The organism is Arthrobacter sp. NPDC056886 (genome assembly GCF_042788715.1).
Classification (GTDB): domain Bacteria; phylum Actinomycetota; class Actinomycetes; order Actinomycetales; family Micrococcaceae; genus Arthrobacter.
Genome location: NZ_JBHUBT010000001.1, coordinates 593,143 through 617,557, shown reverse-complemented (window position 1 = coordinate 617,557; position 24,415 = coordinate 593,143). Strand labels below are relative to the sequence as shown.

Sequence of the window (24,415 nt, the reverse complement as noted above, 5' to 3'; positions counted from 1 at the left end):
AATTCTTAGTGGTGGTGCATTCCTGCTACATGAGGTCGACTAGACAAGTTCGATCTGGTTCTTCGCGGCCAGCGCGGCGAAGGCGCGGGCCGCGGTGCCGAAGGCCACCGGGCCCGAGAAGCCGCCGAGTTCGTGGGCGCTGGCCAGGTGGGGTTCCAGCGAGGCGAAGCCGGCGTACCCGTCCGCCTTGAGGGCTGCGATAGTGGCGTCGAGCTCGCCATCGCCCTCGCCGGAGGGAACCACTTCCCCGCTGGTGGCGAGCGCGTCCTTGACCTGGAAGTACTCCAAATAGGGGCGCAGCATGGCGTAGCCCTCGGTGTAGGGCTTGACGCCCACCTGGACGAAGTTGGCGTTGTCCCACGCGATCCGGAGCGCGGGCGAGTTCACGGACTCCATGATGTCCAGCACGCGCTGCGGCGTATCGCCATAGATGCCTTTTTCATTTTCATGCAGGAGCACGACGCCGGATTCCTCGGCGAGCGCCGCAAGGGCGCCCATGCGGACCAGGACGTCCTCGCGGATGTCGTCCGAACTGCGGCCTTCCGCCCGGTAAAAGGAGAAGATCCGGACGTACTTTGTCTCCAGCCGCTTGGCCACTGAGATGATCTGGCGGAGCCTTGCCATTTCATGCTCCACCGGCAGGCTCACGTCCACCTTGCCGATGGGGCTGGCCACGGCCGAGACTTTGAGGCCCTTCTCATCCAGGATTTCCTTGAGCCGGGCCACCTGTTCGGGCTCCAGCTCGGAGACATTGGTGCCCCAGGCGCTGCGCACCTCGATGTGGCTAGCGCCCAGTGCCAGCAGCACGGCGGCCTGGACTGCCGGGTCCGGATCTATTTCGTCGCCGAAGCCTGAAAGCGACCAGACTGCTGTTGGTGTTTTGCTCACGCGGATCTCCTGGGTTTCGCGGCCGCCGCGGGCAGCTTCCGGCTCCAGCGCGGTGACGCAGTTCACAATCGGTGTAGGACCCAGCTTAGCGAGTATCCGAATCAAATGACAACCGATTGCCAAACGTTGACAATCTGTGGCATTCTTTGCTGACCGGTTCTGTGGCGGCAATCACAGGGCTGCCATCCGACCCGGCCGTCACGGCCCGGCCACCACGTTCAGAGAGGAGCGCCGTGGCGACGACGCAACCAGCAGTGGACCGCCCGGCCACCATCCATGACATCGCCGCGCTCTGCGGTGTGGCGGCCTCCACCGTTTCCCGGGCTCTCTCCACGCCGGACAGGGTCAACATCAGGACGCGGCAGCGGATCGAGGCAGCCGCGGCCCAGCTGCACTACACCCCCAACAGCCAGGCGAAGGCGCTGAGTTCCGGCCGCACGGGCGCAGTGGGAGTCCTGGTTCCGGATATCACCAACCCGTTCTACTTCGACCTCATCAGGGGAACCCAGCTCCAGCTCAAGGCGGCCGGCTACACCCAGCTGCTGGTGGACACCGAAGAGTCCGACGAGGTGGAGGCCAGCACCGTGGAGCAGTTGCGCAAGAGTGCCGACGGCATCATCGTTGCCGCATCCCGGCTCAGCGACGAAAGCCTGCTGGACGCGGCGGCCAAGATGCCCCTGGTCACCATCAACCGTGACGTGCCCGGCGTTCCGGCGGTCCTGATCGACACACCGTCCGCCACCAGCCAGGCGCTGGACCACCTGATCTCGCTGGGACACACCCGCGTGGCCTACGTGGCCGGCCCGCCGACGTCGCAGTCCAGCGAACGGCGGTGGACTGCATTGTCCGCGGCAGCCGAGGAGCGCGGCGTGGAAGTGCGCCGGCTGGGCCCCTTTGCCCCCAAGACGCAGTCCGGCGCGGCCGCCGCGGACGCCGCCGTACATAGTGGAGTCACCGCCTGCATCGCGTTCAACGACCTCATCGCCATCGGCATGCTCCAGCGCCTTCGCGAACGCGGCATCCGCGTCCCGGACGACATGAGCATCGTGGGCTGCGACGACATCTTCGGCGCCGACTTCTGCAACCCGCCCCTGACCACCATGGCCTCCCCGATCGAACAGGCCGGCCGCGTGGCAGTCTCCATGCTCCTGGCCCAGCTGAACCCGCTCGCCGGCGGGGGCACCCGAAGCCGGTCCGTGATGCCCACCCACCTCACGGTCCGCGGCTCCACCGGACCGGCCCGGCAGGAGCGCTAGGCCGCACGTCCACCCGTCTGCCGGGGCCGGACGTCCCCCGGGGCACCGGTTTTCGCGGCGGCTCCTGGGTGGGTCGGGCGTCGCCGGCGGGCCCGACGTCCCCCGCGGCACCGGTTTTCGCTGCGGTTCCTGGCGCGCGCTGCGCATCCTTCCCCGCGCGACGGGTATCCGCGTGGCGACGGTCCAAAAGCGCAGCGCCGATCCGTAGTCGCCGCGCCGGTCCAAAAGCGCATCGCCGGTCCGTAGTCGTAGCGCCATTCCCGCGCGTAAGGCCCTCGTCCACCGGCGGGCCCGGTTTTCGCGGCGGTTCCTGGCGCGCGCTGCGCGACCTTCCCTGCGCGACGGGTATCCGCGCAGCGCCGGCCCGTAGTCGCAGCGCCGGCCGTAGTCGCCGCGCCGGTCTAAAAGCGCAGCGCCGGTCCGTAGTCGTAGCGCCGTTCCGCGCCTAAGGCCCTCGTCCACCGGCCGGCACCTGCCGCAACAGTTGAGCGTTGTTGACAGCGCTGGCTAGGCTGTGAGGCATGCGTGAACTCCAGGCGAAGATCATCGAAGAAATGGGCGTGCAGCCCCGGATCGACCCCGCCGGGGAGGTGCGCAAGCGCGTGACGTTCCTCAAGGAATACCTGACGGCCACCCACACCAAGGGCTTCGTCCTGGGCATCTCGGGCGGCCTGGACTCCTCCCTGGCCGGGCGGCTGGCCCAGCTGGCGGTCGAGGAGCTCGAGGCTGAGGGCGCCGAGGCGAATTTCGTGGCCGTGCGGCTTCCGTACGGTGTCCAGCACGACGAGGACGACGCCCAGGCTGCCCTGGACTTCATACAGGCCAAGACCGAGTGGACGTTCAATATCTCGGCTGCGGTGGACGGTTTCGAGGACGAGTTCCAGAAGACGGTGGGCTCGGAGATCTCCGATTTCCACAAGGGCAATACCAAGGCGCGGACCCGGATGATCGCCCAGTACGCCCTGGCCGGCGAGCACAACTATCTGGTGATCGGCACGGACCACGGTGCCGAATCCGTCACCGGATTCTTCACCAAGTTCGGCGACGGCGGTGCGGATATTCTGCCGCTGTTCGGCCTCAACAAGCGCCAGAACCGCGCGCTGCTGGCCGAACTCGGCGCCCCCGCCCGGATCTGGGAAAAGATCCCGACGGCGGATCTCCTGGACGGCAAGCCCGGCCGCACCGACGAGGACGAGCTCGGCCTGGGATACGACACGATCGATGACTACCTCGAGGGCCGCGATGTGCCGGATGCCGCGGCGGAACGGATCGAGGCGATGTACCTTCGCACCCGCCACAAGCGCACCGTCCCGGTGACGATTTTTGATACGTGGTGGAAGGGCCAGGGCCCCGAGGAGCCCCGGGTCGGTCTCTAAGCCCCGTGAGATGCCGCGCTAGCAAACTACCCGCCGGCATCGTGGCATAGCCGGCGCTCCGTGGGCACTTTGAGCCCCGACCAACCCGCTGAGGAGCCACACTCCGGCGCGTCCGCGTCAATCTGCCCCCGGACGGGGCAGTTTGTGACCCACGACGTCGGGACTTCCGCTGAGCGCTAGCGACAGCTAGCCCTGCAGCAGCATCGAGATTTTGTGGGCCTCATCCATGAGGAGCCGCCCCAGCTGCGGGCGGCGCTCTTCCCGGAAGCGTGGCTCGATGCCGGTCAGGGACAGCGCCCAGGCTGGGCGGCCCCGCTGGTCGAAGACCGCCGCGCCCATCCCCCAACTGCCTTCCAGGACCAACCCCGGGTTGACCGAATAACCGGCCTGCCTCGTCGCTTCCAGGTTCTCCCGGACACGCGCTTGGGTGTGCCCAGCCGCAAAGGCACCGGCGTGGGCTGCCCAGTTTGCGAGCATCTCTTCCTGCTCCTCTGCCGGCAGGAAGGCCATGATGGCGGTGCCGGCGGAGGCCACGCCGAGCGGAAACCGCACGCCCTCATGCAGCACGAAGGAGCGGACCGGGAAGCTGCCTTCCTCCCGGAGCAGGCACACCGTTTCGTTGCCGCGCCGGATGGAGAAGAACGCGCTCTCGCCGGTCTCTTCCGCGAGGCGCCGGAGGCTCGGCCTCGCGATGTCCTCCAGGGGGAATCGCGCCGAGGCCACGGACCCCAGCAGCAGGATCTCAGGGCCCAGGACCCAGTTGCCGCTGCCCGGATCCTGGTCCAGCAACCCTTCGGCCGCCAAGGAGCTGAGCAGACGGTGAACCGTGGGCCGCGTCAGGCCCGAATCGCGCACCAGCTCCACCAGCGGGGAGCCTTCCGGATTCTGGCCCACGATCCGGAGCAGTGCCGCGACCCGGCTCACCACCTGGGCGCCCTGCACGGGAACGGAGTTCATCTTTTTCCTCGCGATTTCTCAGGTATTTCCGCATGAATATCCAAAAGAATATCCACATTGTGGACACTCTTTAGCCTACCGTCCACACTGTAAAAATGCACCAGCCTTGGCCGAAATCCGGCGTTGACAGTGCTCCACGCCACACCATAGGCTCCTTCTTCAGGTGAACAGTCCACAAAGTGGATCATGGCGTCGGGCTTCGAAGCCCGGCCGCCGGTGACTCAAAGGCTCAACGAGGAGATGCAATGTCAAAGGTGAAATCCGGGGCAGCGGCCGCCCTGCAGGACGTACTGCGGGACGGCATGACTCTCGCCGTCGGCGGTTTCGGCCTCAGCGGGATCCCCGCCGACCTGATCGAGGCGGTGCGGGACTCCGGGGTGAAGGACCTGACGGTCGTCTCCAACAACATGGGCGTGGACGGCAAGGGCCTCGGCATACTGATCGAAGGCGGCCAGGTCCGCAAGGTCATCGCCTCCTACGTCGGGGAGAACAAGCTCTTCGCCGAGCAGTACCTCGCCGGCCAGCTCGAGGTGGAGTTCACCCCGCAAGGCACCCTTGCCGAGCGGCTGCGCGCCGGCGGCGCCGGCATCCCGGCCTTCTACACCAAGACCGGCGTGGGCACCCTCGTCGCCGAAGGCAAGCCGCTGGCGGAGTTCGACGGCGAGACCTTCGTCCTGGAACGCGCCATCAAGGCCGACGTCGCACTGGTCCACGCGCACACTGCGGACACCGACGGCAACCTGATCTACCGGTACACCGCCCAGAACTTCAATCCGGTGGTGGCGACGGCCGGAGCCGTGACGGTGGCCGAAGCCGAGGTGATCGTCAAGCCCGGCCAGCTGGACCCGAACCACATCATCACCCCCGGCGTGTTCGTCCAGCGCCTGGTCCAGGCCAGCGACCGGGTCAAGGACATCGAACAGCGCACCGTCCGCCCCCGCGCGGAAGCGGAAGCAGAAGCAGAAGCGGCGCACGCCGCATCCGCCGTCACCGTCTGATCCGGCCTGAGCGCCACCCACCCACACGTTTTCAGGAGAATCACCATGGCTTGGACCCGAGATGAAATGGCCGCAATCGCGGCCGAAGAACTGAACGACGGCGACTACGTCAACCTTGGCATCGGCATCCCCACGCTGGTGGCCAACAACCTGCGCGACGGCGTCCGCGTTGTCCTGCAGAGCGAAAACGGCCTGCTCGGCATGGGCCCGTTCCCCTACGAGGGCGAGGAAGACGCCGACCTCATCAACGCCGGCAAGCAGACCGTCACGGTCCTGCCCGGCGGCAGCATCTTCGACTCCGCGACCTCCTTCGGCATGATCCGCGGCGGCCACGTGAAGGTCGCGATCCTCGGCGCCATGCAGGTCTCCGGCGCCGGCGACCTCGCCAACTGGACCATCCCCGGCAAGATGGTCAAGGGCATGGGCGGCGCCATGGACCTCGTGGCCGGCACCCCGCGCGTCGTGGTCCTGACGGAGCACAATGCCAAGGACGGCACCGCCAAGATCGTCAAGGAATGCACGCTGCCGCTCACCGGGCTCAGCTGCGTGGACCGCATCATCAGCGACCTCGCCGTGTTTGACCTGGAAAAGGTCGACGGCGTCCGGCAGCTGACGCTGACCCGCCTGGCCCCCGGCGTCACCGTGGCGGAGATCCGCGAGAAGACCGAGGCGGAGTTCGACGTCGCCCTGGAGCTCGCAGAAACCGACCAGATCGAGGGAACCCAACAGATCGCAGGGACCGTAGTGGAGGTGGCGGGAGCATGAGCCTGAAGGACCAGTTCGGCAAGGACGTCCTGCTCACCGGCTGGGGCCACAGCCGGTTCGGCAAGCTGACGGACGAGACCCTGGAATCCCTGATCGTGCAGGTCGCCACCGAGGCGATCGGCAACGCCGGGATCGAGGCAGGCCAGATCGATGAAATCTACCTCGGCCAGTTCAACTCCGGGATGATGCCGCTGGCCTTCCCGTCCTCCCTGGCGCTGCAGGTCTCGGACCAGCTGGCCAACGTGCCGTCCACCCGGGTCGAGAATGCGTGCGCCTCCGGCTCGGCCGCGTTCCAGCAGGGCACCAAATCCCTGCTGGCCGGCACCGCGAAGACCGTCCTGGTGATCGGCGCCGAGAAGATGACGCACGCCGGGGCCGACGTCGTGGGCGCGGCCCTGCTCGGCGCGGACTACGACATGGCCGGCAAGGCCTCCACCACAGGGTTCACCGGGCTCTTTGCCGAGGTCGCGAAGCACTACGGGAAGCGCTACGGGGACGGCAAGCTCGGCGACGTCCTGGGCACCATCGCGGCGAAGAACCACCGCAACGGCGTCGACAACCCCTACGCCCAGCTCCGCAAGGACCTCGGCGAGGACTTCTGCCGCACCGTCTCGGACAAGAACCCAATGGTGGCGGATCCGCTGCGCCGCACCGACTGCTCCCCCGTGTCCGACGGCGCCGCCGCCGTCGTCCTCAGCGTTGCACCCACCGGCGGCGCCACCGCCCCGGTGCGGCTAGCCGGTTTCGGCCAGGCGAATGACTTCTTCCCGGCCGAGCGCCGGGACCCGACCGAATTCGCCGCCACGCGGGCCTCCTGGCAGCGCGCGCTGGGGATGGCCGGCGTCGGGCTGGAGGACCTCGACTTCGCGGAAGTCCACGACTGCTTCACCATCGCCGAACTGCTGATGTACGAGGCCATGGGACTCACCGGACGCGGCCAGGGTGCCCGGGCGCTCGAGGAAGGCTGGGTCTTCAAGGACGGCAAGCTGCCGGTCAACGTCTCCGGCGGCCTCAAAGCCAAGGGCCACCCCGTGGGCGCCACCGGCGTCTCCCAGCACGTCATCGCCGCCATGCAGCTCACCGGCACCGCCGGAGCCATGCAGCTGGCCAGCCCGCGCCGTGCCGCGGTGCAGAACATGGGCGGCGTGGGCATCGCGAACTACGTCAGCGTGCTCGAAGCCGTCTAGCCGCGGCGGACACCAAGGCGCCGCCGAATCTCCCCACCTTTGACTTCCTTGGCCGGCGTGTTCCAGGCCGCCGCGCGGCCACCGGCGGCAAAGGTGGGGAAATTCCGCACCGTCACCGCGGCTGGTCCCGCTCCCGGATCAGCTTCGCGATGGCGCCGAAGCCCAGCCGTTCCGCGTTCTCCAGGGCTGTGCGGCCCTGGGGGTCGCGGATGCTGGGGTCTGCCCCGGCGTCCAGGAGTTGGCGCACCACCTCCTGCTGCCTGGGACCCCCGTTATTGAGCAGGATGGCCTCCTGCAACGCGGTCCAGCCGAGCTTGTTGACGTGGTTCACGGGCACGCCCGCAGCGATCAGGATCTTGACGGTGTCCACGTGCCCGTGTTCGCTGGCGGGAATCAGCGCCGTTCCGCCGTAGCGGTTGGTGCTCCGCACGTCACCACCGGCGGCCAAGGTCAGCTGGAGCACCTCGTCGAACCCCTCTGCCCCTGCATAAAGGAACGCCGAGTCCTGGAGGGCGTCCTTGGCGTTGACGCTGCCCCCGGCCCGGATGAGCTCCGCCACAGCGCCAGGATCGTTCGCCTTCGCGGCCCGGATCAGTCTCTGGTCCAGGTCAGCTTGCGCCTCCGGGGACAAGGCGGGACGGGTACTGGCAGCCTGCGTTGCCGCCGCCGTTGGTGGACCTGACGACGGCGGTGCCTCCAACGGGCCAGGATCCCCGGCCGGCCCGCAGGCTGTCAGGATGGCAGCCAGGCAGGCAGCCAGGACCGCTGCGGCGAGGAATGCCACGGATCCCTGCCGCCCGCCGCCATGGTTGCGCCGCTTCATGGACCAGAGCCTACTTCGAGGTCCCAGCACCGATGGCCCCGGCGCCGGCACTTGCGCACGCTTCGTCCAGCATGCCGTCCGGGGCGCCGCCCACGCCGATCCCGGCCACGGAGACCCCGTTGACCTTGAGCGGGACTCCGCCGGCCAGGAACAAGGTGCCGGGGAGGTCCGCGATGCTGGGTCCGTTGCCGTTGATGCGCTTGGCAAGTTCGCTGGTGGGCGTGCCGAAGGCGGCAGCCGTATAGGCCTTCTGCTGCGCCGCTTCAATGGTGTGCTCGGCAGCATTGTCGCCGCGGAGCAAGGCCTGCACGGTCCCGAACCTGTCCACCAGGGCAACCGTGACGAACGGCAGCTTGTCCACCTGGCATTTGGCCAGGGCGGCCTTGACCGCGTCGGCGGAGGCCCCGGCGCTGATCCGGTTCTGGGCAACCACGGTTTCGGGCACCGGCTGGACGTCCGCAACGGGAACAGCGACGGCGGGAACAGCGGCCGGACCCGCCGCCGCAGGAGCAACCACTGACGTGCCGGCGTTGGCCGCGGCCGTCAGCCCACCCGTCAGGAGCAATGCTCCACCGAAAGCGGAAGCGGCGATTTTCTTGGACATCTTCACGGTTGCTCCTTGAAATCAGGTTCTGTTGGAATCAGGTTCTGGGACCGCCCGGTTTAGTCCCCGGGCCTTGACTCCATGCTTCCGCTCAGGTCCTGGCAGGGCATCGGGCGTTAGTCTGCCGCAGCCTCCCCCATCGGGCCGGGCGTATCAGCCAAATGGCTGAGAGACCAGTAACGGCGCGGGTCATAGCATGGTGGGTAGCACTCCTCCAGCGGAACCGGACCCCATGCCCTCCTCTCCACCAGCCCTTCCCACGCCGCCAGTCCCCGCGCCCGGGCCCTCATCCGACCCGCACAACGCCGCTGCCGGAAGCGGCACCCTGGGCCGGATCGACGCCGTCGTCCATCTTGGTTTTGCCGTCCTGCTGGTGGCGTCGGCGGTTCGCTACGTGATGCGGCACAGCCTGGCGGACAACCTGTGGGTGCTGGCCCTGGCCGCAGGGGTGTGTTCGCTGTACGCCGTGATCGCCGTCCGCTCGCAGCGGCGCCGGCCGTGGGCGCTGTGGATGTTCGCCCTGGTGGCGCTTTGGGCGGTGCTGGTGATCGCGGCGCCAAGCTTCGCGTGGTGCTCGTTCGCGTTGTTCTTCCTGTGCCGGACCGCCTTCAGTGGCCCCGTGGCATACCTGGCAGGTGGCGCGACGGCGGCCGCCACCGCCGTCGGGCTGTTCCGGCTCAGCGGCGGCAGCGATATTGCCATGCTCCTGGGCCCACTGGCCGTCGGCGTCATGTTGACGCTGATCTACGACCGCATCGAGCAGGACGCCGCCGAGCAGCGCCGGCTGCACGCCGAGGTGTCGCTGGCCCAGGGCCGGCTGGCGGCCAGCGAGCGCAGGGCGGGCACGGTCGAGGAGCGCGAGCGGGTGTCCCGGGAAATCCATGACACCGTGACGCAGGGCCTGGCAAGCAGCCTGCTCCTGTTGGAAGCCGCGAACAGGTCATGGCCCAGCCCGGCAGCGCGCGAGGATGTCGTGAACGCCAGCGGAATGCTGCGCCGGAACCTGGCGGACACCCGCAGCCTGGTCCACGAGCTCGCCTCCCCCGGGCTGGACACGGCACCGCTGCCGGATGCCCTGCTTCAGGCGGCGTCCCAGTACGTCCCGGGCGTGCGCCTGCTGGTCACGGGCGAGCCGCGCCCTGTCCCCGCGGATGTCCGGCACGCGTTGCTCCGCGTGGTCCAGAGCGCTGCAGCCAACACCAAGCTCCATGCAGCGGCGGCCAGCTCCACGGTGACGCTGGGCTTCCTGCCCGGCGCCGTCACCCTGGATGTTTACGACGACGGCGCCGGCTTCGACCCGCAGTCCTTGGCACCGCCGTCGGACGCCGGAGGCTACGGGCTCCGGGCCATGCGCCAGCGGGTGGAACGGCTGGGCGGCGTATTCTCGGTGGAAAGCACCCCAGGCGTTGGAACCATCGTGGCCGCGCAACTGCCAACTGCGGAGGAACAATGAATCCGATTACCGTGCTGCTGGTGGATGACCATCTGGTGGTCCGCAGCGGGCTCAGGGCGCTGTTGGGAACGCAGCCCGATATCCAGGTCGTGGCCGAGGCGGCCTCAGGCGAGGAGGCGCTGGTCCAGACGGAGCAGCTCTCTCCGGCCGTGGTGGTGATGGACCTCGCCATGGGCCCGGGCATGGACGGCATCGGGGCCATCAAACAGCTGCGCCGCCGCAACAGCCGGCAGGCCGTGCTGGTGTTCACCACCTACGATTCGGACGCTGACATTGTCCGCGCCGTTGACGCCGGCGCAATGGGCTACCTGCTCAAGGATGCCGCGCCGGAGGAGATCTTCGCCGCGATCCGAGGGGCGGTCCAAGGCAAGAGCGTGATGAGCGCTCCGGTGGCGTCGCGGCTCTTCCAGCAGCTCCGGAACCCGGACGAGATCCTGACGCCGCGCGAAGCGGAGCTACTGAGCCTGCTGATCGAAGGCCTCAGCAACCGTGAGCTCGGCCAAAGGCTGTTCATCTCTGAGGCCACCGTGAAGACTCACCTGGCGCACATTTACGCCAAGCTGGGCGTAGAAACCCGTGCCGCCGCGATCGCCACCGCGATCCGCCGCGAGGGCATGCGCTAACCGCTGCCCTCCGCCCGCGTCCCTGGTCCTAGCTCGAAACGACCAACCGCGCCGGGGAGACTAAACTCGGTCCAAGCCCACCCACCACCATGCGAGGAGCCCCCATGCGCGCCACCATCATCCACGGCCCCGGCGACATCCGAGTCGAAGACCGCGACTACCCCACACTCCAGCTGCCCACCGACGTCGTCGTGAAGGTCACCGCCTCCTGCGTCTGCGGCTCGGATCTGTGGCCCTACCGCGGGGTCAAGCCCACCCACAAGCCGTCCGCGATCGGCCACGAGTTCATCGGGACGGTGGAAAGCATCGGCGAGGACATCAAGGACCTGGCCGTGGGCGACCTCGTGATCGCGCCCTTCGTGGTCAGCTGCGGCAAGTGCCCCCAGTGCCTCAACGGCGTCACCGTGGCCTGCGACCACCTCGCCGGCTGGGGCGGCAAGGATGACACCGGCCACGGGATCGACGGCGGCCAGGGCCAGGCTGTCCGCGTGCCGCTCGCCGAGTCCACGCTGGTCAAGGTCCCGGGCGTTACCGATCCCGACGACGCCCTGCGCGCCAGCCTGCTCACGCTCTCCGACGTCATGGCCACCGGCCACCACGCGGCCCTCGCCGCCAAAGCCGGCCCCGGCCGGACGGTGGTCGTGGTCGGCGACGGCGCCGTCGGCCTCTGCGGCGTCCTGGCCGCCAAGCGCCTCGGCGCGGAGCGGATCATCGCCATGTCACGGCACGCCGACCGGCAGGCGATCGCCCGCGAATTCGGGGCCACAGACATCGTGGCCGAGCGGGGGGACGATGGCGTCGCCAAGGTCCGCGAACTGCTCGGCGGCCTCCTGGCCGACTCCGTGCTGGAGTGCGTGGGGACCAAGGAATCCATGGAGCAGGCGCTGCACAGCGTCCGCCCGGGCGGCGCTCTCGGCTTTGTGGGCGTCCCCACCGGCGGGGCCGAAGCCCCGCTGCGCTTCCTGTTTGACACCAACATCTCGATCGGCGGCGGCATGGCCCCGGCCCGGACGTACATCCCGGAACTGCTGGCCGACGTGCTGGACGGAACCATCAATCCGGGCCGGGTCTTCGACTCGGTCATGCCCCTTGAGGAGGCGCCCGAGGCCTACCGGGCCATGGACGAGAGGCGCGCCATCAAGGTCCTGCTGACCCCGTAGCCGAACCCCGGACGGCGGCGGCGCCGGATGGCCGTGCAACTGCTTGCCGCCGCCCTTGCACGGGCAAGGGCGAGGGTCTAGCGTGAAGCGCATCAGCATCCGCCGCCGTCGAGGAGCCGTCATGGCCAGGTTTGTGCAGATCATCGAATTCCAGTCGTCCCGCATCGAGGAGATCGAACAACTCGGCCGCCCGTCAAGGACCGAGGGGTCCACGGCCCCGACCTTCCGCCGCATCCTGGCCACCGCCGACCGCGACCGCCCCGGCACCTACTTCACGATCGTTGAATTCGACTCCTACGAGTCGGCCATGGAGAATTCCAACCGGCCCGAGACCTCCGAATTCGCCGCGAAGATGGCCGCCCTCTGCGATGGTCCGCCGGTCTTCCGCAACCTGGATCTCATGTGGGAGGACACCGGCGAGGCTGACGCCGGCCAGTAGGCCGGCAGCCGTCGTCAGAGGGACCACCATAGGGATTGCACCGGGGCACGGAGCGGGATCGCACCGGGCGCAGGACCGGCAACCGGCCATGGCTTGAAGCCATGGCCTGAATACGCGACTTGGATACGCGGACAGGACGTGGGAGCAGGGAAATGGGTTCTGCAGAGGGCAGGGCGCCGGACAGCTTCGTCGCGGATCGAAGCCTCGTCATAGATCTCAGCGCACTGGCCTCCGCTCCCCTGCAACTCGTGGGCGGCAAGGCCGTGAACCTCGGCAAGCTCACCGCGGCCGGGTTCCCTGTGCCGCGCGGCTTCTGCCTCACCACCGCCGCCTACCGGAAGGCGGCCCCGGCCGAACTGGACGCACTGGCGGCCAGCCTGGACGCCGTGCAGCCCGCATCCTTGAACGACGCCGAACCAGGCAGCGGCGAGTCGGGCCACGGCTTGGACCACCCCGAACCCGACCTGCGCGAACTGGCGCGGCAGGCCCGGGAAATGATCGTGACCGCGCCGATTCCCGCCGATGTCGATGCCGCCCTCCGCGCGGCCTATGCCGCGCTCGGCAGCGGCGCCGCCGTGGCGGTCAGGTCCTCCGCCACCGCCGAGGACCTGCCCTTCGCCAGCTTCGCCGGACAGCAGGATTCCTTCCTCAACATTTCCGGGGCCGATGCCGTGGTCGAGTCGGCCCGGCGCTGCTGGGCCTCACTCTGGACCGAACGGGCCGTAGCCTACCGCGCCGCCAACGCGATCAGGCACCGCGACGCCGGACTCGCCGTCGTCGTCCAGGACGTCGTCGCCGCCGCCACCGCCGGCGTGCTGTTCACCGCCAATCCCGTGACGGGCACCCGGACCGAAACGGTCATCGATGCGAGCGCCGGGCCCGGCCAGGCGGTGGTCTCCGGCAGCGTGAATCCCGATCATTTCGTGGTGGATACGGCCACCGGACGCATCCTGCTCCGCTCGCCGGAAGGGACCGCGGCCAGGCGGCGGCAGAGCCTGGACGACGCCCGGATCCGCGAACTCACGGCGCTGGGCGATACCGTCCAGCGGCTGTTCGGTGCACCCCAGGATATGGAATGGGTGATCGACGCCGCGGGCAAAATCTGGGTCACCCAGTCTCGGCCCATCACTACGCTGTACCCGCTGCCGGACCCGGCCGCCGCCGAACCCCTTGGCGCGGAGTCGGGGCCCGCCGCTGAACCCCGCGTGTACCTGTGCGGCACCTTGCTCCAGGGCCTGACCCGGCCATTGACCCCCATGGGGCTTTCCGTGCTGGGCTCAATGCGGAACCGCAACGGGCCCTGGGCGTACGTCAACCCGGGCCTGCGCATGTACGTGGATGTGACGGCCATGGTGCGCAATCGGTACGGCCGCCGCTACTTGCTGCGGATGCTCCCGCTGGCGGACGGGAGGTCCGGCGCGGTTTTCCCGGCGCTCCTGGCCGATCCGCGGTTCAGTGTGCGCCAACGGCCGCCCCGGCGGACACGTCCCGGCGCAGCCATCAGGCGGGTGCGGCGGAAACCGGGGCCGAGCAGCCCCTCAGCGCGCGGCCCCGCAGCGCGCAGTCCCAACACTCTGGCCGGCCTGGGCCTGACGGTCCGGCTGGTGCCGTCCCTGTTGCGGGCCGCGGTGCGGCCGGCCGCCGAACTGCGGCGCGCCTTCGATTACGGAACGCGCCTCGAAGCCGAGCTTGTGCTGGCCGAGCCGGCCACCGCCTTCGGCCGGCTCGATCACGCCCAGCGCATCCTGGACCGCACCGTGGACGGGCTGATCCTGGCGACGCTGCCCGGACCGTCCGTTGGTTACCTCATGCTGGCCGTGGCCCGCAGGCTGTTGCGCGGCATCGCGGAACCGAGGGAACTCGAGGCAGTGTTGCGGGGGCTGCCCAACAACGTCACCACCGAGATGGACCTTGAGCTCTGGCATCTGGCCGTCACGATCCGCGCGAATGATGCGTCCCGTGAAGTGTTCCTGGCCCACGGCCCGAAGGAACTGGCCGCCCTGTACGCCGCCGGGTCCCTGCCCGCAGTGGCGCAGACGGGCCTGCGTGTGTTCCTGGACCGCTACGGCCACCGCGCCGTGGCGGAGATAGACCTTGGCATGCCGCGGTGGTCGGAGAAGCCGGACCATATCCTCGGCATGATCTCGAACTACCTTCACGTGGAGGACCCGGAGCAGGCCCCCGACCGGCAGTTCGCCGGGGCTGAGGAACACGCCGAGGCGCGGATCCGCAGCCTGGTGGAACGGACCGGGGCCAGGAGCCGGCTCCGCGCCCGGCTGGTGGAGTTTTGCCTGCGCCGGACCCGGCAGCTCTCGGGACTGCGCGAACTGCCCAAGTTTTACGTCGTCCTGGCCCTCGCGGAGATGCACCGGCAGTTGAACGCGATCAGCACAGAACTGGTACGGACCGGCGCCATCACCGCGGCGGCCGATGTGTATTTCCTGGAATTCGATGAGGTTCGCGTGGGTTTGCGCGGTGCCGACCTTAAGGGCATCGTCGCGGCCCGCCGCCGGCTCTACGACGTCGAACTTCGCCGACGCCGGATCCCCCGGCTGCTGCTCTCCGACGGCACGGACGTGGAAGCCGCCGTGATGGCCAAGTCCCCTGCCTCCGGCGCCCTCGCCGGGACGCCGGCCTCGGCCGGTACCGCCACCGGAACGGTCCGGGTCATCCTGGATCCGGTGGGCGCCCACCTCGAGCCCGGGGAAATCCTCGTGGCACCTTCGACCGACCCCGGCTGGACTCCTCTCTTCCTGACCGCAGGCGCCCTCGTGATGGAGATGGGCGGGGTGATCTCGCACGGCGCGGTGGTGGCCCGCGAATACGGCATCCCGGCCGTGGTGGGCGTGCCGGATGCGACCACCCGGCTGCGGACGGGCCAGAGGGTGACCGTGGACGGATCCGCCGGAACGGTGCGGCAGGTGGATACCCCGCTCTCCCCCGCGAAGGAGGCTGGAAGCCTGGCCAGCTGAGCCGACGAAAGGGCTATGTTAGGTCTATGGTGTCTGTCGGCCGCAGCGCGCACGGCACCCCGTTTCCGGAGCCCGAGGGCTTCGGTTCGGGGCTGGTGGACGATGCCGCCCGCCGGGACGCCGCGCTGCCCGACTTCGACTGGGCAGTCCTTCCCGAAGGTGTGCTGCGCGGTGACTTCGCGGCGCCCAGCGGCAACTTGGCGACCATCTCCACCGGAGATCCCGGGAAGCCCCGCGTCGTGCTTCTCCCGGGCGCAACCGGCTCCAAGGAAGACTTCATCCTCATGCTGCCCGAGCTCGCCGCGGCCGGCTATTTCGTCCTCAGCTGCGATATCGCCGGGCAGTATGAATCCGCCCAGGCCGGGCCCGAAAACCTCGTTCCGCCCCGGCGCCGCTACGACTACGAGCTCTTCCGCGACGACCTCCTCGCCATGCTGGACGCCGAGGACGGCGCGGTGCACGTCGTGGGGTACTCCTTCGCGGCGATCGTCGTCCAACTGGCCTTCGCCCAACGGCCAGAGAAGTTCCGCAGCCTGACGTTGATCAGCTGCCCGCCCGAGCCGGGGCAGAGTTTCCGCGGCCTGCGCCTGGCCGGCTGGTTCAGCCGCTGGGTCAACAACAGGGTGGGCACCGCATTGATGATCTGGGGTATCCGCAGGAATGTTGCCCGGGTGGCGCCCGAACGGCTGAGGTTCGTCAGGAGCCGGTTCGCGTTCACGCGCCGCTCCTCGGTCGTTGACATCATCGGCCTCATGAAGCACACTCCGGATCTGCGGCGGGTCCTGGCCGCCGCGACACTGCCGAAGCTTGTCGCCGTCGGCGAAAAAGACCTCTGGCCGCTGGTGCTGCACCGTCATTTCGCGCAGTCGATCCATGCACGGATTGCTGTCTACCGCGGCGGCCACAGCCCGTCCGAAACCTCGCCGTACCAGATAAGCCGGGACCTGATTGCGCTCTTCGACGCCTCCGTCTCGGCATGACTGAAGCAACCGGCAGAGACGAAGACCTCCAAGAGACCCTTGCACCGCGGCCCGTGGCACCGTACGTTGGGGACAGCGGACGAATGTCTCCGCAGCCGTTGGCCCCAGGGCCGCCGGAGATCAGCAGCATTTCAGAAGGATAAAGGCATGGCTACAGGCACAGTTAAATGGTTCAACGCCGAAAAGGGTTTTGGCTTCATTGCCCCGGATGACGGGTCGGCCGACGTTTTCGCCCACTACTCGGCAATCGCCAGCAGCGGCTACCGCTCGCTGGACGAGAACCAGAAGGTCGAATTCGACGTCACGCAGGGCCCGAAGGGCCCGCAGGCTGAGAACATCCGCCCGCTCTAAGGACTCTGGATTTGCCCCGGCCGCCCGGCCGGACACTTCCCCGAAGACCACAACGCCCCTCCGGAGGGATTCCTCCGGAGGGGCGTTTGTGTTTGTCGGGCCGGCTCACGGGCCCCGGCGTCAGCCGACGTGGACCCACGGGCGCCGCGTGACGTCCGGTTCGGCCTCGCGCAGCACTTCACGCGTCACCGGGGCGATCTCGCCTTCGCCGAAGGCCAGGAACCGCAGGAGGTTGGTGAACGGGTTTCCCTCGGTCCAGCGGAAGTAGATGTGCGGCATCAGCCCGGTGACATCGCGGATGTGGAGCAGCACGGAGGCGATCGTGTTCGGCACAACAGGCCCGTGGACCTCCAGGATCTGGTACCCGTGCCGGATGACCCCGCGGACCTCAAGCGCGGTCTCGAAGTCCGACGAGTCGTCCACCACGACTTCGAGGAACAGCGCCTGGGAGTCCACCGGGAGGTGGCTGACCTCGATGGCGGACGTGAGCTTGTCCTGGTACGCCTCGGCGCTCAGCCGCAGCGGCTCGTGGGCAATGATCGCGATGGGGCCGGTTTCGTTGGCGGCGAGGAATTCCAGGGCCGGGGTGTCCATCCGCACGTGCGTGGCGTGAAGCTCGAAGGAGCGCCGGAGGCGCGAGAGCAGCGAGATCAGGATGATCCCGAGGATGAACAGCGCCGCGATCCGGATGCCCTCGGGCCGCTCGAAGATGTTGGCCACCGTGGTGTAGATGAACACGACGGCGATGACGCCGAACCCGACGGTGCGCTTGCGTTGCCGCCGTCTGCGCGCGGAGAAGGTCACGGCAACCGCCGCCGACGTCATCAGGACCAGGACGCCGGTGGCGTACGCACCGCCCTGGGCGTCGACGTCGGCGTCGAAGAGCCAGGTGATCAGGAACCCGACGAGCGTGAACACCAGGACCAGCGGCCGCACGGCGTGAGCCCAGGACGGGGCCATACCGTACCGGGGCAGATAGCGCGGCACGAGGTTCAGCAGCCCGGCCATGGCGGAGGCGCCGGCAAACCACAGGATGGCGATAGTGCTCAGGTCATAGACGGTGCCGAAGCCGTTCCCCAGGTATTCATGGGCCAAGAACGCCAGGGCGCGGCCGTTGGCCGGTCCGCCGGGCTCGAATTCCTGCGCCGGGATCAGCACCACCGTGGTGAAGCTGGTGGTGATGAGGAAAGCGCTCATGATGACGGCGGCCGTGGTCAGCAGGCGGCGTGCGCCCTTGATCCGGCCCTCGGGGTTGTCCTCGGTGTCTGTGGCGTGGCCGCGGATCTGCGGCATGACGGCGACGCCGGTCTCGAAGCCCGAGAGGCCCAGGGCCAGCTTCGGGAAGACCAGCAGCGCGATTCCCACCACCATCAGCGGGTTGCCGTGAGCGGTGGTCAGCGCCAGCCACCAGTTGTCCACGGCCACGGGGTGGGCGAAGACCTCGAAGATCGTTGTGATGACGACAATGACGTTCAGCCCAAGGTAGAGCCCCACGAGGACGACGGCGACGCCGATCGCCTCCTTGAAGCCGCGCAGGAACACGGCGGCGAGCAGGGCCAGCAGGAACAGCGTGACCGCCACGTTCTGGCCCTGCATCCAGGCGGGAGCGAAGGGGTTCTCGATGGCGTGGGCTGTTGCGTCGGCGGCGGAGAGCGTCATGGTGATCATGAAGTCGGTGGCGGCGAAGCCGAGCAGCACCAGGACGAGCAGCTTCCCGCCCCAGCGCGGCAACAGCCGCTCCAGCATGGCGATGGACCCTTCACCGCGCGGACTTTCGCCGGCCACCCGGCGGTATACCGGCAGCGCGCCCAACAGGGTCACGGCGACCAGGACCAGGGTGGCCAGCGGCGAGATCACGCCTGCGGCGAGCGCGGCGATGGCGGGCTGGTAGCCCAGCGTGGAGAAGTAGTCCACGCCGGTCAGGCACATGACCTGCCACCACGTGTGTTTTTTCAGGTGGCTGTCGCTCACGGCCCCGGGCCCCTGATGGATTCCCTTGGCATCTTGGAGGCCGAACAGCAGCCAGTTCCTGAAGTGCTCCCCTGCGCCGGGCCGGGGCGCCGAAGGGTCTGCCGGAGGCCGGCTGAGGGTGGTCATGATGTCCTTTCCACGCGGCGCACCGCACCGCTTCCATCCGGGACAGTACCAGCGCCCGCCGCCGCCGCACCCGTCCGGCGGGCAATCCTGATGCTTCCTTAACGCGGCTTCCAAACATGGCCCTCGGGTGCCTGTGCGGGTTGCCGTCGCGTCGCCGGCATCGCCTCCAAGTGACAGAATGGCGGCATGGCACGTGGAACGCTGCGGATCTTCCTGGGGGCCGCGCCCGGAGTGGGCAAGACCTACGAAATGCTTCAGGAAGCCCACCGCCTCGGCGAGCGCGGCGAGGACGTTGCCGTGGCGCTCGCGACGGACCACGGCCGCGCAGAGACACGGGCGCTCATGGCAGGCCTCGAGTTCATCCCGGCCCGCCGCCTGAGGTCCAGGGGTGCCGAGTACGAGGAAATGGATCTGGACGCGGTCCTGGCACGGGCCCCCGAGACCGCGGTGGTGGACGAATACGCCCACTCCAACGTCCCGGGCAGCCGCAACCAGAAGCGCTGGCAGGACGTCGACGAACTCCTCAGCGCCGGGATCAATATCCTGTCCACGGTCAACATCCAGGATCTGGCATCCCTCGGCGACGTCGTCAGCGCCGTCACCGCCGTCCGGCAGGAGGAGACGGTGCCGGATGACATCGTGCGCCGTGCTGACCAGATCGATCTGGTCGATATTCCGCCTGATCTGCTGCGCCAGCGCTTGAGCGAGGGCAAGATCTATCCCGCGGAGAGGATCGATGCGGCCCTGTCCAACTATTTCCGGCTGGGCAACCTCGGCGCGCTGCGCGAACTCACCCTGCTGTGGCTGGCCGACCGGGTGGACGAAGGGCTGGCGAAGTACCGGGCCGAGAACGGTATCCAGGACAGCTGGCCTGCCCGCGAACGCATCGTCGTGGGCCTGACCGGGGGCCCCGAGGGTGAGGCGCTCATCCGGCGTGGGGCCCGCATCCTGACCCGCGTCAGCGGCGGCGACCTCCTGGCCGTCCACGTCCGGGCCGCCGGTCGAGTCGCCTCGGAATCACCGCAGGCCCTCGAACAGCAGCGGCGGCTGGTCCAGGACCTGGGCGGCAGCTACCACATCGTGACCGGAGAAGACCCGGCGGCCGCCCTGCTGGACTTTGCCCGCAGCGTCAACGCGACCCAAATCGTAGTCGGCATCTCGCGGCACAAGAACCTCGCGGGCCTGCTGGGCGGTCTTCTGGGCGGCGGGGTCGGAACCCGGGTGGTCCGGGACTCCGGGGACATCGATGTCCATATGGTCCCGCACCCGCTCGGGGCGAGGGGCACCGGGTGGCCGCGCCCGGGCGACCTTGGCCGGGCCCGGGTTGCGGTGGGCCTGATCCTGGCGGTGCTCCTGCCTGCGCTCCTGCAACTGCTGCTGGTCTTCGTGAATCCGGAGCACAGCGTTGCCACGGCCATGCTCGTCCAGCTCAGCGGCTCCGTGGCCGTCGCCCTGGTGGGCGGGCTGTGGCCAGCGGTCCTGGCGGCCCTGTGGAGCAGCCTGCTGGTGAACTACTTCTCCACACCACCGACCGGCCACCTGATCATCAGCGATCCGCAGAACTTCCTGGCCCTCTTCGTTTTCCTGGGGGTGTCGTCGGCCGTAGCTGTGGTGGTGGACCTGTCCGCCCGCCGTTCGAAGGAGGCCGCCCGGGCCAGGGCCGAGGCCACCACCCTTAGTGACCTCACCCGCGGGGCGGCCGGCTCCGAGGACACGGTCCAGTCGCTGCTTGAGCAGGCCAGGACCGTCTTCAAGGTCCGCGGGACGGCCCTCCTCAGCCAGGTCCGCGGGGCGGAACTCTTCGACGACGGAACGTGGCGGCTCCTGGCGTCCGCCGGCGAGGTCCCGGCCGACACAGTTCAGCAGCGCACAGGCCAGCAGCGCACAGGCCAGCAGGCCATGGCAGCGGGCGAAAGCCTCGACCGCGAAAATATCGAGGAGATCGACTCCACCACCCGGCTGGTCCTCTACGGACGCATCCTGCCGGCCAGTGACCGGCGGCTCGTCGCTGCGTTCGGCGTGCACCTGGCTGCCCAGCTGGAACGCCAGCAACTGGTGGCCAGCCGGCGCGAAATGATGCACCTGGCCGAGAGCAACACCATGCGCACCTCCATCCTCCGCGCGGTCTCGCACGATCTCCGGACGCCACTGGCCGGGATCAAACTCGCCGTCGGGGGCCTCCGCCAGACCGGTGTCCCGTATACCCCGCAGGAAGAGCAGGAGCTGCTGGCCACCATCGAGGAATGCTCCGACCGGCTCGATGTGCTGGTTGGTAACCTGCTGGACATGTCCCGCCTCACCTCCGACTCGGTCAGTCCCCGGCTCCATCCCCTGCGCTGGTATGAGGTCATCCCCGGCGCACTTCACGGCGTCCCGCCGGGCCGGGTGCGCGTGGAGCTTCCGGCCAACATGCCCGAGATTGAGGCCGACCAGGGCATGCTGGAGCGCGTTGTTGCGAACATCGTCGAAAACGCGGTCAAATACGCCCCGGATTCAGACATTGTGGTGGCGGGCGCCGCTGGCGGGCTCAGTCCGGCCGCGCTCGCAGGGCAACCCGCGGGCGAGCTGCGCATCATCGACCACGGCCGCGGCATCCCGGCGGAACGGGTCCTGGACATGTTCCGCCCGTTCCAGCGCCTCGACGACGCCAGCCAGGCCGCCGGCATCGGGCTGGGCCTGGCCGTGGCGAAGGGATTCACCGAGGCAATGGGCGGGCGGCTCACGGCGGAGCCAACGCCGGGCGGCGGACTCACCATGGTGATCACCCTCCCGCTCTCCACCGGAGAGCCCTTCGACACCCTCCCGGGCGGGGCCCCGCTCCAACCGCACTCCGCCCAGCTCCCGCCGCAATCGAAGCCTTCCGGGCGCCGCCACCTGACCGCGCCGTCGCCGTCGACCTCCAGGCAGGACGCCGGGCAGGACGCGCTGTGAGCGCGGTTCTGGTAGTCGACGACGATCCGCACCTGTTGCGGGCTCTGCGCATCACCCTGCAGGCACACGGCTATGAGGTCTCCACAGCGGCGGACGGAAGAACGGCGCTGCTGCAGGCCCGGCAGGGGCCGCCGTCGGTGGTGATCCTGGACCTCGGGCTGCCGGATCTGGACGGCACGGCGGTGATCCGGGAACTGCGCGGCTGGAGCAGTGTGCCGGTCCTGGTGCTGTCCGCCCGCCACGGCTCCGAGGACAAAGTCCAGGCACTCGATGCCGGCGCGGACGACTACATCACCAAACCATTCGGCCTGGACGAGCTCCTTGCCCGGCTCCGCGCCCTGCTGCGCCGCAGCATCGAACCGGACCACGAGGCAGTGGTCAGCACGGAAAACTTCACCGTGGACCTGGGCAAGCGGAGGGTCATCCGCGATGGCCAGGACGTAAGGCTGACCCCCACAGAGTGGAACATGCTTCAGGTGCTGGTCCGCAACCCGGAAAAGCTCGTCACGCAGCAGCAGTTGCTCTCCGAGGTCTGGGGTCCGGCATACGCCAAGGAGACCAACTACCTCCGGGTCTACATGGCCCAGCTGCGGCGCAAACTGGAGCCGGACACCGCCAACCCCCGCCACCTGCTCACCGAAGCAGGCATCGGCTACCGCTTCATGCCCTGACAGTTTCTTCCTGATGGTTTTCCGATGCCGCGGCGCGCCATGGATACTGGGGAAATGACTAATCGCAGCCCGCTCAACAGGGACGACGCTGGTCCGTCGCCACTGCCTGAGATCCCAGCACAGCTGCGGGCCGTCCTCAACGGGATCCCGGCACTCGTGGGCTATTGGGACACGGGGCTGCGGAACCGTCTGGCCAACGATGCCTACTGCGAGTGGTTCGGTTTCGGGCCCCGGCAGCTGCACGGCATGCATGTCCGGGACGTGCTCGGCGAGGCCGTCTACGAGGCCAACAAGCCGCACATCGAGGGGGCGCTCGCCGGAGAGCTCCAGCAGTTTGACCGGACGCTGGTGGACGCCGCGGGCGAGTCCCGCTTCACCGAGGTAACCTACACCCCCGATAAGCGCGACGGCGTGATGCAGGGCTTCTTCGTCGTTGTCACGGACATCACCGAGCGAGTGCTGGCCGACCGGCGCCGGCAACGGGACATGGACCGGTACCGGACCCTGGCGCGAAGCGTCCCCGGCGTCTTCGTGCTCCTCTTCGACGCCGAGCTGCGCTATCTGATCGCCGAAGGCCAGGAGCTGGAGACCTTCGGCTACCGCAGGGAAGAGCTCGAAGGGCAGCGCATCCAGGACGTGCTCAAGAGCGATCTGGCCACAGAGCTGGAGCCGCGCTACCGTGCGGCCCTCGCCGGCCGCGAGGTCTCCTGGAGCCGGCAGATCGGGCACCGTACCTACCGGCTGAACGCCCGACCGGTCCATTCCGACGATGAAGCCGCTGCCGGCATGGTGGTGGCGGTTGACATTACCGAGCGCCTGCAGCAACAGCAGGTTTGGCAGGCCCTGCACGAAATAGCGACCGAAGTCGCCCGCAACGCGGCCCCCGCAGACATTTCAGAACGGGTCGCCGCGATTGTCCGCGATCTGTTCAACGTGGATTCCGCCGCCGTCGTCCGTTTCACGGGTGCGTCCTCGGCGGAAATCGTCGCCATGGCGCCGACCCTCCCGCCGACGCTGAGCCGCCGGCAGATCTTCACCCCGACGGACGAGTCCGCCACCGTCCGGGTGGCCGTGACCGGCAAGCCGGCCCTCGTTCTCTACCGGCCGGAGGGCGGACAGGCAGCAGAGCAGATGAGCGCCGGCGGCTTCCAGTCCGCCGCGGCGGCGCCGATCCGGGTCAGCGGCGGCCTGTGGGGTGCCCTCGGCCTGAGCTCGAAATCGCGCACCGGGGTCACGGAAGCGATGATGGAGCGGCTGGCCCAGTTCGCGGAGCTCGTCGAGATCGCCATCGGCAACACGGAGGCACGGACCGACCTGGAGCAGCAGGCCACCACCGATGCCCTGAGCGGCTTGCCCAACCGGCGGGCCCTGGAACGGCACCTCGCCGAGCACGTTGCGCAGGCCGGGAGCCGCGGAACGCAGTTGAGCGCCGTGGTCCTGGATATCGACCACTTCAAAAGGGTCAACGACACCCACGGTCATTTGATGGGCGACGCCGTCCTGGCGGAGGTCGCGGCGAGGCTGCGGAAGGTCGCCCGCGCCAAGGAGGTCATGGCCCGATTCGGCGGCGAGGAGTTCGTGTGGCTGCTCCCGGAGACCGACGGCGCCGAGGCCCTGCGCGCGGCCGAACGGGCCCGCGTGGCCATCGCGTCCGAACCGTTCGGGGAAGTCGGTTTCCTGACGATCTCGGCCGGAGTCTGCGAGCAGAGCGACGCCGCCGCCGGCTCCCTCCTGGACTGCGCGGACCGGGCCCTGTACGAGGCCAAGAACGGCGGCCGCAACCGCACGTCCCGGTACGGCCACCCCAGCCAGGCGGTTCATTCTGACCAGGCGGGCCAGGCGCTGGACGGCACTGACACGCGCGGAGCCTAGATCACGCGCGGA

20 protein-coding genes are annotated in these 24,415 nt (G+C 68.8%); 15 read left to right on the top strand and 5 right to left on the bottom strand.

Features of this window, described 5'->3' with window-relative positions; genetic code table 11:
* Positions 1-39: 39 nt before the first annotated feature.
* On the bottom strand, positions 40-888 hold the full coding sequence (locus ACFRJ8_RS02970; RefSeq protein WP_377984635.1) for a sugar phosphate isomerase/epimerase family protein: 849 nt from the start codon (positions 886-888) through the stop codon (positions 40-42).
* Between the two features lie 233 nt (positions 889-1,121).
* Here ACFRJ8_RS02970 and ACFRJ8_RS02965 point away from each other — a divergent pair, with 233 nt between their 5' ends.
* Together ACFRJ8_RS02965 and nadE are read left to right on the top strand one after the other, a co-directional pair.
* Complete coding sequence (locus ACFRJ8_RS02965) at positions 1,122-2,144, top strand: LacI family DNA-binding transcriptional regulator (protein WP_377984634.1); 1,023 nt, start codon at positions 1,122-1,124, stop codon at positions 2,142-2,144.
* A 521-nt stretch (positions 2,145-2,665) separates the two neighbouring features.
* The gene (gene nadE / locus ACFRJ8_RS02960) at positions 2,666-3,520 is read left to right on the top strand and encodes an ammonia-dependent NAD(+) synthetase (RefSeq protein ID WP_377984633.1); all 855 of its coding nucleotides are present in this window, start codon (positions 2,666-2,668) and stop codon (positions 3,518-3,520) included.
* 186 nt (positions 3,521-3,706) lie between these two features.
* Here nadE and ACFRJ8_RS02955 read toward each other — a convergent pair whose 3' ends face one another.
* Complete coding sequence (locus ACFRJ8_RS02955; protein ID WP_377984632.1) at positions 3,707-4,477, bottom strand: IclR family transcriptional regulator; 771 nt, start codon at positions 4,475-4,477, stop codon at positions 3,707-3,709.
* Positions 4,478-4,722: 245 nt separating this feature from the next.
* On the opposite strand from ACFRJ8_RS02955, the gene ACFRJ8_RS02950 reads away from it, so the two are divergent.
* Genes ACFRJ8_RS02950 through ACFRJ8_RS02940 form a run of 3 tightly spaced genes read left to right on the top strand, consistent with a single transcriptional unit; the run spans position 4,723 to position 7,427 of the window.
* Positions 4,723-5,475: a CoA transferase subunit A gene (locus ACFRJ8_RS02950; RefSeq protein ID WP_377984631.1), complete on the top strand. Its 753-nt coding sequence runs from the start codon at positions 4,723-4,725 to the stop codon at positions 5,473-5,475.
* A gap of 45 nt (positions 5,476-5,520) precedes the next feature.
* A complete protein-coding gene (locus tag ACFRJ8_RS02945; protein WP_377984630.1) occupies positions 5,521-6,240 on the top strand; it encodes a CoA transferase subunit B in 720 nt (239 codons plus the stop codon).
* Positions 6,237-7,427 (top strand): acetyl-CoA acetyltransferase, encoded by a 1,191-nt coding sequence (locus ACFRJ8_RS02940; RefSeq protein ID WP_377984629.1) that lies wholly within the window; start codon positions 6,237-6,239, stop codon positions 7,425-7,427. The genes ACFRJ8_RS02945 and ACFRJ8_RS02940 overlap by 4 nt, the downstream gene beginning before the upstream one ends.
* 112 nt (positions 7,428-7,539) lie before the next feature.
* Here the strand turns inward: ACFRJ8_RS02940 and ACFRJ8_RS02935 are convergent, their stop codons facing one another.
* Entirely contained in the window at positions 7,540-8,250 is a 711-nt protein-coding gene (locus ACFRJ8_RS02935) for an ankyrin repeat domain-containing protein (RefSeq protein ID WP_377984628.1), read from the bottom strand.
* A 10-nt stretch (positions 8,251-8,260) separates the two neighbouring features.
* A complete protein-coding gene (locus ACFRJ8_RS02930; RefSeq protein ID WP_377984692.1) occupies positions 8,261-8,854 on the bottom strand; it encodes a heme-binding protein in 594 nt (197 codons plus the stop codon).
* Between the two features lie 232 nt (positions 8,855-9,086).
* On the opposite strand from ACFRJ8_RS02930, the gene ACFRJ8_RS02925 reads away from it, so the two are divergent.
* The 7 genes from ACFRJ8_RS02925 (at position 9,087) to ACFRJ8_RS02895 (ending at position 16,832) form a co-directional block, all read left to right on the top strand.
* Positions 9,087-10,307, top strand: a complete 1,221-nt coding sequence (locus tag ACFRJ8_RS02925) for a sensor histidine kinase (protein ID WP_377984627.1) — start codon at positions 9,087-9,089, stop codon at positions 10,305-10,307.
* Positions 10,304-10,930 (top strand): response regulator, encoded by a 627-nt coding sequence (locus tag ACFRJ8_RS02920; RefSeq protein WP_377984626.1) that lies wholly within the window; start codon positions 10,304-10,306, stop codon positions 10,928-10,930. Before ACFRJ8_RS02925 ends, ACFRJ8_RS02920 begins: the two co-directional genes overlap by 4 nt.
* Before the next feature lie 104 nt (positions 10,931-11,034).
* Positions 11,035-12,090: a zinc-dependent alcohol dehydrogenase family protein gene (locus ACFRJ8_RS02915; protein WP_377984625.1), complete on the top strand. Its 1,056-nt coding sequence runs from the start codon at positions 11,035-11,037 to the stop codon at positions 12,088-12,090.
* 82 nt (positions 12,091-12,172) lie between these two features.
* Positions 12,173-12,529: a hypothetical protein gene (locus ACFRJ8_RS02910; protein WP_377984624.1), complete on the top strand. Its 357-nt coding sequence runs from the start codon at positions 12,173-12,175 to the stop codon at positions 12,527-12,529.
* Between the two features lie 152 nt (positions 12,530-12,681).
* Positions 12,682-15,501, top strand: coding sequence for a PEP/pyruvate-binding domain-containing protein (locus tag ACFRJ8_RS02905; protein WP_377984623.1), 2,820 nt, complete (start codon positions 12,682-12,684; stop codon positions 15,499-15,501).
* 26 nt (positions 15,502-15,527) lie between these two features.
* On the top strand, positions 15,528-16,481 hold the full coding sequence (locus ACFRJ8_RS02900) for an alpha/beta fold hydrolase (protein ID WP_377984622.1): 954 nt from the start codon (positions 15,528-15,530) through the stop codon (positions 16,479-16,481).
* A 147-nt stretch (positions 16,482-16,628) separates the two neighbouring features.
* A complete protein-coding gene (locus ACFRJ8_RS02895; RefSeq protein WP_013599688.1) occupies positions 16,629-16,832 on the top strand; it encodes a cold-shock protein in 204 nt (67 codons plus the stop codon).
* A gap of 120 nt (positions 16,833-16,952) precedes the next feature.
* On the opposite strand, the gene ACFRJ8_RS02890 is transcribed toward ACFRJ8_RS02895, so the two are convergent.
* Entirely contained in the window at positions 16,953-18,929 is a 1,977-nt protein-coding gene (locus ACFRJ8_RS02890) for an amino acid transporter (RefSeq protein WP_377984621.1), read from the bottom strand.
* Positions 18,930-19,115: 186 nt separating this feature from the next.
* On the opposite strand from ACFRJ8_RS02890, the gene ACFRJ8_RS02885 reads away from it, so the two are divergent.
* From ACFRJ8_RS02885 to ACFRJ8_RS02875, 3 genes are read left to right on the top strand one after another with little or no spacing between them, the layout of a single operon-like run.
* Complete coding sequence (locus tag ACFRJ8_RS02885; protein ID WP_377984620.1) at positions 19,116-21,860, top strand: DUF4118 domain-containing protein; 2,745 nt, start codon at positions 19,116-19,118, stop codon at positions 21,858-21,860.
* Positions 21,857-22,531, top strand: coding sequence for a response regulator (locus ACFRJ8_RS02880; protein WP_377984619.1), 675 nt, complete (start codon positions 21,857-21,859; stop codon positions 22,529-22,531). The genes ACFRJ8_RS02885 and ACFRJ8_RS02880 overlap by 4 nt, the downstream gene beginning before the upstream one ends.
* Positions 22,532-22,585: 54 nt before the next feature.
* Positions 22,586-24,403: a diguanylate cyclase gene (locus ACFRJ8_RS02875; protein ID WP_377984618.1), complete on the top strand. Its 1,818-nt coding sequence runs from the start codon at positions 22,586-22,588 to the stop codon at positions 24,401-24,403.
* Positions 24,404-24,415: the final 12 nt, after the last annotated feature.